The sequence below is a fragment of the Lutibacter sp. TH_r2 genome (genome assembly GCF_033101135.1).
GTDB lineage: Bacteria > Bacteroidota > Bacteroidia > Flavobacteriales > Flavobacteriaceae > Lutibacter.
Genome location: NZ_JAWMPV010000001.1, coordinates 1609973 through 1624206, shown reverse-complemented (window position 1 = coordinate 1624206; position 14234 = coordinate 1609973). Strand labels below are relative to the sequence as shown.

Below are 14234 nucleotides of genomic sequence, written 5' to 3'. Positions count from 1 at the left end.
AATGAAAAAAATACTTATCCTTTTTACAGTTTTATTCACTTTTGTTGGGTTTTCACAAACAAAACAAGAAGAGAACAAAACTTATAAAAAAAGAGTTTTAGAAAATACCGAAGTAGATTTTATTTCTAGCTACTACTCTCAAGACGGAGATAATGCCGCTGTTACTGGAGGAATTGGAACAGAAGAATTAACAGATATTGCAAGTAGTTTAACGGTTTCTATTCCTTTAAACGATGATGATGTTTTAACAATTGACGCTACAATTTCAGCATACAGTTCAGCTTCTTCAAGTAATTTAGATCCTTTTGATTCTTCTGGCGCTTCTGCTGGAGGTGGAGACGACGAAGATGATATTGATGGTGATGATGAAGATGATAACTATAACAGCAATGGAGGTGGAAGTCCATGGGTAGAATCTTCTGGAGCTTCACAATCTGACGCATGGGTAAACTTAACTGCAAACTACAGTCATTCTTCAGATGATAGAAATACAATTGTAGGTGGAAACGTAAGCGTTTCAAAAGAATATGATTATACTTCTTTTGGATTTGGTGGAAGCTTTACAAAATTATTTAACGAAAAAAATACCGAAATTGGAGTAAAAGCAAATGTATATTTCGATTCTTGGCAACCTGTTTTCCCAACCGAATTAGATTCGTATATCGAAGCTGGACAAAACTTAAATAATGGTTTTTTTAATGGAATTGATATATTAAACCAAAATGGAGATGTTATTGATAAAAATAATTCTGCGGCTTGGAGTCCTTTAAATACAACACTAATAGATGATGAATCTAGAAATACGTATTCTTTATCTTTAAGTTTTTCTCAAATTTTAAGTAAAAAAGCACAATTTTCAATTTTTGCAGATATTATTCAGCAAAATGGTTGGTTAGCAAACCCAATGCAGCGTGTTTATTTTTCAGATAGAGATAATTATTATGTTGGAAATGCTTCAAGTATACCAAATTACACTTCAAAAGAAAATACTGATGTTTTTCAACTAGCTGATGACATTGAACGTTTGCCCGACACTCGTTTTAAAATACCTGTTGGAGCTCGTTTTAACTATTATTTAAACGAAGTAGTTTCATTAAGAACGTATTATCGGTATTATTATGACGATTGGGGAGTTTCATCTCACACAGCTAGCGTTGAAGTGCCTATTAAATTAAGCGACAAGTTTACAATTTACCCTTCATACAGATATTACAATCAGACAGCGGCTGATTATTTTGCTCCGTATGAACAATTAGTTTCTACAGATGAGTTTTATACTTCTGATTACGATTTATCTGAATTCAATTCTAATCAATATAGTTTAGGAATCTCCTATACTGATATTTTTACCAAACGAAGAATATGGAAACTTGGCTTAAAAAGTATTGATTTAAAATACAGCAACTATGAAAGAAATACGGGATTAACTTCTAGTATTTTTTCTTTAGGATTTAAGTTTGTAATGGATTAAGTAAAGTAGATATCAACTTAATAAGATTCTGAAACAAGTTTAGAATAACCAACAAAAAAAGAGCCTAATTAAATTAGGCTCTTTTTTTGTTTATGCTCTATTTTTCTTGGCTACAATTTCATCCAAACATAAATTACCTACACTTCCTTTGTGTGTATGTTTTACTGTTTTATCTGGATTAAAATTACCTTCATTAATATCTTTACCTACAATTTTATAAGCATCTCTAAAAGGCGTGCCATTTTGAACAAGCCTATTAACTTCTTCAACACTAAACATATATAAATACTTATCATCTTCAACAATATGTTCTTTTACTTGAATATTTTTTAATGAATACGTTAACATTTCTAAACAAGATTTTAAGGTTGAAAATGAAGGAATTAAACCTTCTTTTAACAATTGTAAATCTCTATGGTAACCACTTGGTAAATTATTAGAAATCATTGTAAATTCCATTGGTAATGCTTGTAACTTGTTACATTTACCACGAATCAATTCAAAAACATCTGGATTTTTTTTATGAGGCATAATACTTGAACCTGTTGTTAACTCATCTGGAAAAGAAATAAAATTAAAATTTTGACTCATATACAAACAGATATCCATACTCATTTTAGCCAACGTAGCCGCAACAGAACTTAATCCAAATGAAACTGATTTCTCTAGTTTTCCACGTCCCATTTGAGCCGCAACAGAATTAAATTTCAGCGTTTCAAAATCTAATAATTTAGTGGTTTCATCTCTATCAATAGGGAAAGAACTTCCGTAACCTGCAGCAGACCCTAACGGATTTTGATCTACAACTTTATACGCTGCTTTTAAAAAGTAAATATCATCAATCAACGTTTCTGCATACGCTGAAAACCACATTCCAAAAGAAGATGGCATTGCCACTTGTAAATGCGTGTAACCAGGTAACAGTACGTTTTTATACTGTTCTGCTAATTGGATTAACAAATCAAATAATTCATCAACACCATCGTTAATTTCAGTTAAAGCATCTTTCAAATACAAATGCACATCCACTAAAACTTGATCGTTTCTAGAACGTGCTGTATGAATTTTTTTGCCTGTATCTCCTAACTTTTCCGTTAGCATATACTCTACTTTTGAATGCACATCTTCAAAAGAATCTTCAATAGTAAATTCTCCTGCTTCTATAGTTTTTAAAATAGCGTTCAATTCAACTTCTAAAGCTGCAATTTCTTCAGTAGAAAGTAATCCTATTTTATGTAACATTTTAGCGTGTGCTAAATTTCCAATTACATCATATTTTGCTAAAATTAAATCTAACTCTCTGTCGTTTCCTACAGTGAAAATATCTATTTTTTTATCTGTTGAAAATCCTTTATCCCAAAGTTTCATATTGTGTGTATTTTTATTCTGGTAGTTAAGCGGAGTCAAAATCACTTTATGCTTAATTGTTGTCACTTCGACTTCGTTCAATAACCAATTAAATTATTTCTTCTAATATTTTAATATACAAATCTATTCCCTCTTCAACTTCTCTAACATATATAAATTCATCTGCCGTATGTGAACGTAAACTTTCACCTGGCCCTAATTTTAAAGAAGGACACGTTAATACGGCTTGATCCGAAATTGTTGGGGAACCATACGTACTTCTTCCTAATTTTATTCCTGCTTTTACAATCTCATGGTCTTTTGGTATTGATGAAGAGTTTAAACGTTGTGATCTTGGACAAACCTCTGATTTCACATTTGCAGCAACAATATCAAAAACTTCTTGATTTGAATAACAATCCGTTACACGTACATCCACTACAAATTTACAACTCGAAGGTATTACGTTGTGTTGACTTCCGGCTTCAATTTGCGTAACGGTCATTCTAATTTTTCCTAATGTTTCAGAAACCTTTGGAAATTCATATTCTTTAAACCAGTTTATATCTTCAATTGCATTGTAAATAGCGTTATCAACATTTCCATGAGCAGCATGACCAGCAGTTCCTTTTGCTTCGCAATTTAAAACCATTAAACCTTTTTCTGAAATTGCTAAATTCATTAATGTTGGTTCTCCAACAATAGCAAAATCAATTTCAGGAAGTATGGGTACAATACTTACCAAACTATTTGGGCCTGTATTTTCCTCTTCAGCAGAAGCTACCATTACAAAGTTGTATTTTAAATCCTCTCTACTATATAAATAAGTAAATGTTGCTAATAACGAAACCAAACAACCACCAGCATCATTACTTCCTAAACCATATAATTTACCGTCAATTATTTCTGGTTTTAACGGATCTCTAGTATAACCTTTATTTGGTTTTACTGTATCGTGATGAGAGTTTAATAAAATTGTCTTTTTTGAAGGATCAAAATGCTTGTTCTTTGCCCAAATGTTATGCACTTTGCTTTCAAATTTTATGTTATGATCTGAAAACCATTGCATAATTAACAATGCTGTTTCATTCTCTTCTCCAGAAAAAGACTGCTTTGAAATTAATTTTTTAAGCAATTCAATTGCTTCTTTTGTTAGTTGTTCTATCATTTTAGATTAACATTTTGTTGCTTTTTTTGTCACCCTGAACTCGTTTCAGGGTCACACAAAATTAACACCTCATTTGTCTTTGATGTGATGCTGAAACAAGTTCAGCATAACTACCAAATTACAAACTTAATGTTGTGTATAATTTAGTATCATTTTTTACTAATGAGGCATCTCCAATCTTCACTTTACTCACTCCTTTTTTTAATGAATTAAAACAATTATGAAGTTTAGGAATCATACCGTCAGCAATAATACCTTGCTTAATTAATTGTTTATATTTTTCTGAATTAATTTCTGAAATTACAGAATTTTTATCTTCAATACTTTCTAGAACACCTTTTAATTCAAAAACAAAATTCAATTCTGTAGTGTACAGTTTACTCATTCCAATGGTAACTTCTGAAGCAATGGTATCCGCATTTGTATTTAATAATTGCCCTTTTTTATTGTGTGTGATTGCACAAAAAACTGGAGTTACATTATTTTTAAGTAAAACATCAATTATTTCTGAATTTATAGCATCTACATCACCTGCAAAACCATAATCAACATCCTTTACAATACGTTTATGAGCTAAAATACAATTAGCATCGGCACCAGACAAACCCATTGCATTGCATCCAAAACTTTGTAATTTTGCTGTCACTTTTTTATTTAACAAACCTGCATACACCATAGTTACAACTTCAACAGTAGCCTCATCTGTTACACGGCGACCGTTTATCATTTGCGGTTTTAAACCCATTGCAGAAGAAACTTCAGTTGCTTTTCTTCCTCCACCATGCACCAATATTTTTGGTCCTTCCAATTCAGAAAAATCTTTTAAAAACGAGAATAATGCTTCTTCATTATTAATTACATTACCTCCTATTTTAAATATTCTTAAAGGTTGTTTTATCATTGTTTTATCTTTCATTCCATTGTTATTCCTGCGAAAACAGGATTCTAGAACACACTTGTATTAGATTTCTGCCTTCGCAGGAATAACAATTTAATTATAAATCCTCCAATATCTTTTTCAATACTGTTTGTGCTGAATAGGTTCTGTTATTTGCTTGTTCAATTACAATAGAATTTTCAGAATCTATTACTTCATCAGTAACTATTACATTTCTTCTTACTGGTAAACAATGCATAAATTTAGCATTGTTGGTCAATTTCATTTTATCTCCTGTTAACATCCATTCAGGATTATTTATCATTACCTCACCGTATTCTTTAAATGAACTCCAGTTTTTAACATACACAAAATCTGCATTTTCTAAAGCCTTTTTTTGATCATATTCTATAACCGAATTTTTAGTAATATTTGGGTCCAATTCATAACCTTCAGGATGCGTAATTACAAAATCTGCATCTTGTAATTGCATCATTTCAATAAATGAATTTGCTACTGCGTGTGGCAATGCTTTTGGATGTGGTGCCCAACTTAAAACAACTTTTGGTTTGTGCTTAACTTTGTATTCTTCCATAGTTATGGCATCAGCCAAGGCTTGCATTGGATGCCCTGTTGCGCTTTCCATATTAACCACAGGAATACCTGCATATTTTTTAAAATTATTTAATACAACCTCGGCTAAATCTTTTTCTTTATCGGTTAAGCTTGCAAAAGCTCTAATAGCTACAATATCGCAATATTGCGCAATTACTTTAGCTGCTTCTTTAACGTGTTCTGATTTATTTTGATTCATTACAATACCATCTTCATACTCCAACTGCCAACCTTCTGCACCAAAATTCATTACTATAGGATTCATCCCTAAATTTTGAGCAGCTTTTTGGGTACTTAAACGTGTACGAAGACTATTATTGAAAAATAATAAACAAATTGTTTTACCTTTTCCTAATTCTTCAAATTTTAATGGTTGTTTTTTTAACTCAATAGCCTCTTGCACTGTTTGTTGCAAATTATCTAAATCGTTAATATTTAAATAATGATTCATTTTATTTTGTAATTATTTTAGTAAACTCCAAAGTATTATTAATAGCATCTATAATAAAATTATCTTTTAACCCATTAACAATCCAAGTTTCAATATTTGCTTCTTGAGCAATTTCGGCAGCAGCAATTTTAGTTGCCATACCACCCGTTCCGTGTTTTGAAATTGAGTTATTATTAATTTGCGCTTTTAGCTGTTCAATTTCAGAAGTTACCTTTATTGTTTCTACTTTATCTGCCTCAATGGAAGCTTTTGTATAAATACCGTTTGTATTTGTTGCAATAATTAGTAAATCAACATTTAATAATGAAGCCGTTAAAGCCGACAATTTATCATTATCTCCAAATTTAATTTCGTCCGTTGCAACGGTATCATTTTCGTTAATAATTGGTATGTAATTGTTTTCAACCAATACATTAATGGTGTTTTTAATATTGGTTCTAGATTTTTCTTTTTTAAAATCGGAATACGACAATAAACATTGAGATGTAAATAAACCTAGCTCCCAAAAATTTTCATGAAAAATACGCATTAAATGTGGCTGACCTATAGATGCCAACGCTTGTTTTACATTTATAAGTTTACCGTTACTTTCTAACTCAACAAACTGTTTTGCTACTGCAATTGCTCCAGAGCTTACAATAACAAATTCATATTCGTCTTTCAATTGCGCTATTTGACGTGCAATATCTTCAAGCTTTCCTCTAGAAATTTGATTGGTTTCCTTTGTTAAAACATTAGAACCTATTTTTAATAATATCCTTTTTTTACCTGATTTGCCCATTTCCTTTAACGTACCATTTATTAGTTACCAAATGATGTAATCCCATTGGACCTCTATGATGTAATTTATCTGTACTAATTGCTAATTCTCCACCTAAACCAAACTGACCTCCATCCGTAAATCTTGAAGATGCATTTTGATACACAGCAGCACAATCGGTATTTTCCATAAACATTTCTGCAGTAGCATCATTTTTTGTAATAATTACTGCGGAATGCCCACCACTATACTTGTTTGTTTTTACTATTGCTTCTTCCGTAGAATTAACACTTCCAATTACTATTTTATAATCTAAAAACTCTTTGTACCAAATTGATTCTTCTTCATAAGCTGAAATATGATCATATTTAGACAACTCATCATCACCTAATACTTCAACATTAGACTCTAATAATTTATCAACCAATGTTTTTATAAATTGATTTTTATTCGCCAATTTTGAATTTATCAACACTTTATCTACGGCATTACAAACGGAAATATTGGAGGTTTTTCCGTTATTAATAATACTCAAAGCAACATCTAAATCAGCTTCTGCATCTACATACACAAAGTTATTTCCTCTTCCACTTACAATTACTGGACATTTGGCGTTTTTCTTCACAAACTCAATTAAGCGTTCACCTCCACGAGGTACAATTAAATCTAATTGCTGTGTTGGATTTTCTAAAAATGCTTGTGTTTCTGTTCGATTGTAATTTAAATACTCAACCCAATCTGAAGAAATATTATGTTGTTTTAAAGCTTTATGCCATAATTCAACAATTTTTAAGTTTGAATTTAACGACTCTTTACCGCCTTTTAGTAATATTTTATTTCCAGATTTAAAAGCAATTCCTGCAGCTTCAACAGTAACGTCAGGTCTAGATTCATAAATAATTAAAACAGTTCCAAACGGAGCTGTTTTATTCACTATTTTAATACCATTATCGTGCGTGAAATTATACAATTCTTTACCAATTGGTTCAGAATCTGCAACTAATTGATTTAAAGATAAAATCATTCCATCAATTTTAGCATCATCTACTTTTAGTCGTTTTTCCATTGCTAAATCATCTCCATTGTATCCTTCTACATCTATAGTATTAGCTGTAACAATTGATGCTTGCTCTTTATCGATCAATTGAGCCATTGTGCTCAAAACATCGTTTTTTTGTTGCGTTGTTAATAAAGTATTCATTCTAAAACTTCTTTTAATGCTTTGATAAAAACGTCTACTTGCTCTTTTTTCATTGTTAAAGGAGGTAAAATTCTTAACAACTTTTTATTCATTGCTCCACCTGTAAAAATTTGCTTATCAAAGATTAATTTTTTACGTAACTCCCCAACTTCAAAATCAAATTCTACACCTAACATTAAACCTTTTCCTTTCACTTTTTTAACGTGTGAAACCGTTTTAATTTGCTCTAAAAAATATAATGAAACTTCATTCACATTTTGAATAAGTTTTTCTTCTTCAATAATATCTACTACTGAAATTGCAGCTGCACATGCTAAATGATTTCCTCCAAAAGTGGTTCCTAACATTCCAAATTTAGCTTCGTGTTTATCTAAAATTAATACACCACCAATTGGAAAACCATTTGCCATTCCTTTGGCAGTTGTTATAATATCTGGTTGAATATTATGATATTGAAAAGCGAAAAATTTTCCACTTCTACCATAACCAGACTGAATTTCATCTAAAATTAGAAATGCACTATGCTTTTTACACAACTTTTCAACTTCTTGAAAAAACTCGGTAGTTCCTTCATCTAGTCCACCAACACCTTGAATTCCTTCAATAATAACTGCAGCAACATCACCTTTACCAAGCTCGTAGATTAGTTTTTCTACATTATTTAAAGGTAAAAATGTTACTTCTTGTTGAAGATTTATGGGTGCATTTATAGTTGTATTATCGGTTGCCGCAACCGCCGCTGAAGTTCTTCCGTGAAAGGCATTATTAAAAGATATAATTCTACTTTTCCCTGTTTTAAATGAAGCCAATTTTAAGGCATTTTCATTTGCTTCTGCTCCTGAATTACATAAAAACAAGTTGTAATTTTCACAACCTGAAAGCTTTCCTAATTTTTTAGCCAACTCCTTTTGTAAAGGATTTTGAATAGAATTAGAATAAAACCCCAAATTGTTTAATTGATTTGAAATTGCTTTTACATATTTTGGATGTGTATGCCCAACAGAAATTACTCCGTGACCACCATATAAATCTAAATATTTTACTCCTTTATTATCCCAAACATACGTGTCTTCTGCTTTAACAGGAGTTACATTGTACAATGGGTAAACATCAAATAATTCCATAATTAAAATTTAAATTTGATTAATTTTTTCGAATGACGCTCTTAAACCCTTAATTAAAGAAGAGCTTAAACCTTGATGCTCCATTTCGTTTAAACCTTCAATTGTGCACCCACTTGGCGTTGTAACTTTATCAATTTCTTCTTCTGGATGATTTCCAGATTTTATTAATAAACTTGCGGCACCCAACGCTGTTTGCATAGAAAGTTCCTGTGCTTCTTCAGCATCAAAACCTAGTTGAACTGCACCTTGTGTAGTTGCACGTATTAAGCGCATCCAAAAAGCAATTCCACTTGCACAAATAACAGTTGCAGCTTGCATTAAACGTTCTTCAATACACATAGTTGTACCTAGCGAATTAAAAATCATTTTAGCAAAATCTATGTTTTTGGCTCCTTTTTTATTACTACTCATACAAGTCATAGATTGCCCAACAGAGATCGCTGTATTTGGCATACTTCTAACAATAGCAACATCTTCACCCAAAACTTTTTCTATCTCATTAATTTTCCTTCCAGTAACTACTGAAATTACGGTGTGTCTTTTAATATTGATTGAATCTTTAATTTCTTCTAAAACACCTTGTAATTGTTTTGGTTGAACCGCAATAATAATAACATCTGAAAAGCGAACAGCTTTTTTATTATCAGTCGAAATTTTAACATTTGGTAATTTTGACCAAGAATCTAACGATGACGTATCTCTTTTAGTTAGATATAAGTTTTTAAACTTAAAATTTTCTTGTGTTAAAATTCCAATTGCTATTGAATATCCTAAATTTCCTGTTCCTAAAATTGCTATTTTCATATTGTTGTTAAATTTCTACTATTTACTTGTCAATCCTAAATAAAACAAATAGGCTTTAGATTGTTACTATGCAAGAATGACAAGATATTCCTAACATTATCTATATAAACTAAAATGAATTAGCTTTTAATTTTAATCCTTCTGTTTCTTCAAAACCAAACATTAAATTCATATTTTGAATTGCCTGACCCGATGCTCCTTTTAATAAATTATCTATTGCAGAAGTTATTAATAGTTGATTTCCGTGTTTTTGAAGATGTAAAAAACAATTGTTTGTATTTACAACTTGCTTTAAATGAATTGGAGTTGTTGAAATGTGTGTAAATTTTGCATCTTTATAAAAATCTTCAAATAATTTTAATGCTTCTTCAATACTATCTTCAAATTTCAGATAGATTGAAGCAAATATTCCTCTACTAAAATTTCCTCTATTTGGAATAAAAAGTAGCTCTTGATTAAAACCCTTTTGAAGTTCAGCTAAACTTTCACCAATTTCACCTAAATGTTGGTGTGTAAATGCTTTATACACCGAAAAATTATTATCTCTCCAACTAAAATGTGTTGTTGCCATTGGCGAAACTCCAGCTCCTGTAGAACCCGTTGTTGCGTTTATATGCACCGTATCATTTATTTTTGAAGCTTTAGCTAATGGTAATAATGCCAATTGAATTGCTGTTGCAAAGCAACCCGGATTTGCAATATTTGTTGCAGATTTAATCTCACTTTTTTTAAATTCAGGCATTCCGTACACAAATTTTCTACCTTGAAAAACGTCATCCGCATTCAATCTAAAATCGTTGCTTAAATCAATAACTTTTGTTGTATTTGAAAAAGAATTATTCTCTAAAAACGCAGTTGAATTTCCATGCCCTAAACACAAAAATAACACATCAACTTCCGGATTAATTTCACCTGTAAATTTTAAATCTATAGCTCCTAATAAATCTTGGTGTACCTGATAAATATAATTACCTGCATTTGATGTGCTGTACACAAAATCTAATGTAGCTTGTGAGTGGTTTACTAATAATCTAATTAATTCACCTGCTGTATAACCTGCTCCACCAACTATTCCTACTTTAATCATAATTACGAGTTTACGCTGTGGTAAATTTTATTTGCAGTTCCTAAAATTTTAATAAATCCTTTTGCGTCTTCTGCACTCCACGCTTTATTAGTTTCTCCATATTCTCCAAATTTAGATTTCATTAAATCGTGTTTAGATTCAATTCCATTTAAACTAAAGTGATATGGTTTTAATGTTACAAAAACGTCTCCTGTTACTGTTTTTTGAGAATTAGTTAAAAAAGCTTCCAAATCTCTCATTGCAGGTTCAAAATACTGACCATCATGCAATAAAGTTCCGTAAGTACTACCAATTCCTTCTTTTAAATTTTGTTGATATTTAGAAAGCACGTGTTTTTCTAATAAATGATGTGCCTTAATAATTACAGTAGCTGCAGCAGCTTCAAAACCAACTCTTCCTTTTATTCCTACAATAGTATCTCCAACGTGAATATCTCTACCAATAGCATATTTTGAGGCTATTTCTTCAATTTTTAAAATGGTATTTACAGGAGTATCGAACTCTCCATTTAAACCAACTATTTGACCTTTCTCAAAATGTAATTTAATATCTGTTGGTTCTGTTTTTTCTAATTGGCTTGGGTACGCATCTTCAGGTAAAGCTTGGTGAGAGGTTAAAGTTTCAACACCACCAACACTTGTTCCCCAAATACCTTTATTTATAGAGTATTTAGCTTTAGACCAAGGATAGTCTACACCGTGTTTTTTTAAATAATCAATTTCTTCTTTTCTTGATAGTTTTAAATCTCTTATTGGAGTAATAATTTCAATTTCTGGAGCTAATGTTTGAAAAATCATATCAAAACGAACTTGATCATTTCCTGCACCAGTACTTCCGTGAGCAATATATTTTGCATTAATTTTTTTTGCATATTCAACAACTTCAATAGCTTGAAAAACACGTTCTGCACTTACAGATAATGGATATGTATTATTTTTCAACACATTTCCATATACCATAAACTTAATAGCTTTTTCGTAATAAAGATCTAAAATACTATGATTGGTATGTGATTTAACACCCATATCATACGCTTTTGCTTCCACTATTTTTAATTCATCTTCAGAAAACCCACCAGTATTAACCAATACACTATGAACTTCTAAATTTAATTCGTTTTGTAAATACTTTACACAATATGATGTGTCTAAACCTCCGCTATATGCAACTACTACTTTTTCCATTGTTTTATTTTTTATTCTTTTTAAGAAATAATGCTTGTTTTATTTTTTTTAATCTGCTTAACACTTTTGAATTGTATTTATGCTCCTTTACATTTTTATCATGTTTTGGATCATATAACATTCCTGTACATAAACACATTTTACGTTCGGTTCTTGTCAAAACATCAAAGTTTTTACAAGTTCGGCAACCATTCCAAAAAGCTTCATCAGTAGTTAGTTCAGAAAAAGTTACAGGCTGATAACCTAAATCGTAATTAATTTTCAAAACTGCTAATCCTGTAGTAATTCCAAATATTTTAGCTTCAGGATACTTTTCTTTTGAATGTTCAAAAATCTTTTTCTTTATTTTTTTTGCTAAACCTTGATTTCTATAATCAGGATGCACAATTAAACCAGAATTTACTACAAACGATTTATTATCCCAAGTTTCTATATAACAAAACCCAGCAAACTTATCGCTATCTAACGCTATTATAGCGTCACCACTATCTATTTTTTTTGAAATATATTCAGGCGTTCTTTCTGCAATACCTGTACCTCTAACTTTTGCCGACTCCTTAATGGTGTCACAAATTATTTCTGCATATTTAATATGCGAACTATTAGCAATAACAATTTTCATTGTTTACTTTTTGATTTAAAATTTATGTATTGATGTTTTTTTGAGAAGCGAAAACGAACTCATCGTTTTCAATAGAAAATTACGCCCATAAGGGGCGACGTGCGAAGCGGCGTACAATTGTTGTATATAAATTGTTTATTTTCATTAGTACAATATTACGCAAAAAAACTATTCCAACATTCATTTTGTTTAATAATTAACAATATTTACAATTTAGTATAAGATTATTAACAATAATTACTATAATTTTTGATTATTATATTAAAAACTGAAACAATTCTGGGTTATTATTTAGATACTCCCCTAAAAATCCTTTTTCTTTCATTCTCTTAACCAATGGGTCAAAATCTTTTTTATCAGTTAATTCCAAACCAACAACTGCTGGCCCTTCTGCTCTATTATTTTTTTTAGTGTATTCAAAATACGTAATATCATCAGTAGCTCCTAAAACATCTACCACAAACTCTTTTAACGCGCCAGTTCTTTGAGGGAATTTTATAATAAAATAATGTTTTAAACCTTTAAATAACAAGGCTCTTTCTTTCATTTCCTCCATTCGAGTAATATCATTATTACCTCCACTTACTACACAAACTACTGTTTTACCTTTTATTTTTTCTCTATATTGCTCAAGTGCTGCAATTGACAATGCTCCAGCTGGTTCAACAACCAATGCGTTCTCGTTGTAAACTTTTAGAATTGTAGTGCAAATTAAACCTTCACAAACAGTATCTGTTTCATCCAATAACTCTTTACAGAACTCAAATGTAATTTCACCCATTCGTTTAACCGCTGCACCATCTACAAACTTTTCAATTTCGTTTAACGTTGTGTTTTCTCCTTTTTTTAATGACGTTGTTAATGAAGGTGCTCCCTTTGGTTCTACTCCAATTAATTTAGTTTCTGGACTTAACGATTTAAATACACTCCCAAGTCCAGAGGCTAAACCTCCACCACCAACTGGCATAAATAAATAGTCTATTTTTGAATTGATATCATTTAAAATTTCAAGTCCAATGGTTCCTTGTCCAGCAATTACATCTAAATCATCAAAAGGATGTACAAATGTGCTTTTATGAGCTTCACAAAACTCTTTTGCAGCTAATTGGCTATCATCATAACTATCACCAAAAAGTTTAATTTCCACAAACTCTCCACCAAACATTTTTACTTGCTCAATTTTTTGATGAGGTGTTGTTACAGGCATAAAAACGGTTCCTTTAACTTTTAGTTTTTTACAAGCAAATGCTACACCTTGAGCATGATTTCCTGCACTTGCACAAACAATACCATTAGCCAGTTCACTTTTAGACAAGCCTTGAATTTTATTATACGCTCCACGTATTTTATAGGAACGCACTACCTGAACATCTTCTCTTTTAAAGTAGATATTTGCTTGGTACTCTTCCGAGAAATTTTTCATAAAAACTAAAGGAGTTGTTTGCACAACTCCTTTAATGCTCTGTTGAGCTTTATAAATTTTCTCTAATGAAAGGCTATTTTTAATAGTTTCACTCAAAATT

General features: G+C 30.8%; 13 protein-coding genes. 1 reads left to right on the top strand and 12 read right to left on the bottom strand.

Translation table 11 applies throughout. From position 1 onward, the window contains the following. Position 1: 1 nt before the first annotated feature. On the top strand, positions 2 to 1471 hold the full coding sequence (locus R3X25_RS06890; RefSeq protein WP_317673182.1) for a DUF3570 domain-containing protein: 1470 nt from the start codon (positions 2 to 4) through the stop codon (positions 1469 to 1471). A 90-nt stretch (positions 1472 to 1561) separates the two neighbouring features. On the opposite strand, the gene argH is transcribed toward R3X25_RS06890, so the two are convergent. The 12 genes from argH to ilvA all read right to left on the bottom strand — a co-directional run bounded on the left by argH (position 1562) and on the right by ilvA (position 14233). Next, complete coding sequence (gene argH, locus R3X25_RS06885) at positions 1562 to 2839, bottom strand: argininosuccinate lyase (RefSeq protein ID WP_317673180.1); 1278 nt, start codon at positions 2837 to 2839, stop codon at positions 1562 to 1564. An 88-nt stretch (positions 2840 to 2927) separates the two neighbouring features. Then, a complete protein-coding gene (locus R3X25_RS06880; protein WP_317673178.1) occupies positions 2928 to 3986 on the bottom strand; it encodes a M20 family metallo-hydrolase in 1059 nt (352 codons plus the stop codon). A 118-nt stretch (positions 3987 to 4104) separates the two neighbouring features. Further along, positions 4105 to 4902 (bottom strand): acetylglutamate kinase, encoded by a 798-nt coding sequence (gene argB / locus R3X25_RS06875; RefSeq protein WP_317673176.1) that lies wholly within the window; start codon positions 4900 to 4902, stop codon positions 4105 to 4107. A gap of 79 nt (positions 4903 to 4981) precedes the next feature. Further along, the gene (locus tag R3X25_RS06870) at positions 4982 to 5929 is read right to left on the bottom strand and encodes an N-acetylornithine carbamoyltransferase (RefSeq protein WP_317673174.1); all 948 of its coding nucleotides are present in this window, start codon (positions 5927 to 5929) and stop codon (positions 4982 to 4984) included. Position 5930: 1 nt separating this feature from the next. After that, positions 5931 to 6710 carry a glutamate 5-kinase gene (proB, locus tag R3X25_RS06865; protein WP_317673172.1) on the bottom strand — a complete coding sequence of 260 codons (780 nt, stop codon included), beginning with the start codon at positions 6708 to 6710 and terminating at the stop codon, positions 5931 to 5933. Then, positions 6694 to 7890, bottom strand: coding sequence for a glutamate-5-semialdehyde dehydrogenase (locus R3X25_RS06860; RefSeq protein WP_317673170.1), 1197 nt, complete (start codon positions 7888 to 7890; stop codon positions 6694 to 6696). The genes proB and R3X25_RS06860 overlap by 17 nt, the downstream gene beginning before the upstream one ends. Continuing rightward, the gene (locus R3X25_RS06855; protein ID WP_317673168.1) at positions 7887 to 9014 is read right to left on the bottom strand and encodes an aspartate aminotransferase family protein; all 1128 of its coding nucleotides are present in this window, start codon (positions 9012 to 9014) and stop codon (positions 7887 to 7889) included. The genes R3X25_RS06860 and R3X25_RS06855 overlap by 4 nt, the downstream gene beginning before the upstream one ends. A 9-nt stretch (positions 9015 to 9023) precedes the next feature. Then, on the bottom strand, positions 9024 to 9818 hold the full coding sequence (proC, locus tag R3X25_RS06850) for a pyrroline-5-carboxylate reductase (protein ID WP_317673166.1): 795 nt from the start codon (positions 9816 to 9818) through the stop codon (positions 9024 to 9026). Between the two features lie 109 nt (positions 9819 to 9927). Beyond that, positions 9928 to 10905, bottom strand: coding sequence for an N-acetyl-gamma-glutamyl-phosphate reductase (argC, locus tag R3X25_RS06845; protein WP_317673164.1), 978 nt, complete (start codon positions 10903 to 10905; stop codon positions 9928 to 9930). A gap of 2 nt (positions 10906 to 10907) precedes the next feature. Beyond that, positions 10908 to 12089, bottom strand: a complete 1182-nt coding sequence (gene argG, locus R3X25_RS06840; RefSeq protein WP_317673162.1) for an argininosuccinate synthase — start codon at positions 12087 to 12089, stop codon at positions 10908 to 10910. 4 nt (positions 12090 to 12093) lie between these two features. Next, complete coding sequence (locus R3X25_RS06835) at positions 12094 to 12711, bottom strand: GNAT family N-acetyltransferase (protein ID WP_317673160.1); 618 nt, start codon at positions 12709 to 12711, stop codon at positions 12094 to 12096. Between the two features lie 256 nt (positions 12712 to 12967). After that, positions 12968 to 14233, bottom strand: coding sequence for a threonine ammonia-lyase IlvA (gene ilvA, locus R3X25_RS06830; RefSeq protein ID WP_411556570.1), 1266 nt, complete (start codon positions 14231 to 14233; stop codon positions 12968 to 12970). Position 14234: the final 1 nt, after the last annotated feature.

Coding starts and splice junctions, on each gene's coding strand:
- R3X25_RS06890 (WP_317673182.1), top strand. CDS start 2: ATGAAAAAAATACTTATCCTTTTTACAGTTTTATTCACTTTTGTTGGG.
- argH (WP_317673180.1), bottom strand. CDS start 2,839: ATGAAACTTTGGGATAAAGGATTTTCAACAGATAAAAAAATAGATATT.
- R3X25_RS06880 (WP_317673178.1), bottom strand. CDS start 3,986: ATGATAGAACAACTAACAAAAGAAGCAATTGAATTGCTTAAAAAATTA.
- argB (WP_317673176.1), bottom strand. CDS start 4,902: ATGAAAGATAAAACAATGATAAAACAACCTTTAAGAATATTTAAAATA.
- R3X25_RS06870 (WP_317673174.1), bottom strand. CDS start 5,929: ATGAATCATTATTTAAATATTAACGATTTAGATAATTTGCAACAAACA.
- proB (WP_317673172.1), bottom strand. CDS start 6,710: ATGGGCAAATCAGGTAAAAAAAGGATATTATTAAAAATAGGTTCTAAT.
- R3X25_RS06860 (WP_317673170.1), bottom strand. CDS start 7,890: ATGAATACTTTATTAACAACGCAACAAAAAAACGATGTTTTGAGCACA.
- R3X25_RS06855 (WP_317673168.1), bottom strand. CDS start 9,014: ATGGAATTATTTGATGTTTACCCATTGTACAATGTAACTCCTGTTAAA.
- proC (WP_317673166.1), bottom strand. CDS start 9,818: ATGAAAATAGCAATTTTAGGAACAGGAAATTTAGGATATTCAATAGCA.
- argC (WP_317673164.1), bottom strand. CDS start 10,905: ATGATTAAAGTAGGAATAGTTGGTGGAGCAGGTTATACAGCAGGTGAA.
- argG (WP_317673162.1), bottom strand. CDS start 12,089: ATGGAAAAAGTAGTAGTTGCATATAGCGGAGGTTTAGACACATCATAT.
- R3X25_RS06835 (WP_317673160.1), bottom strand. CDS start 12,711: ATGAAAATTGTTATTGCTAATAGTTCGCATATTAAATATGCAGAAATA.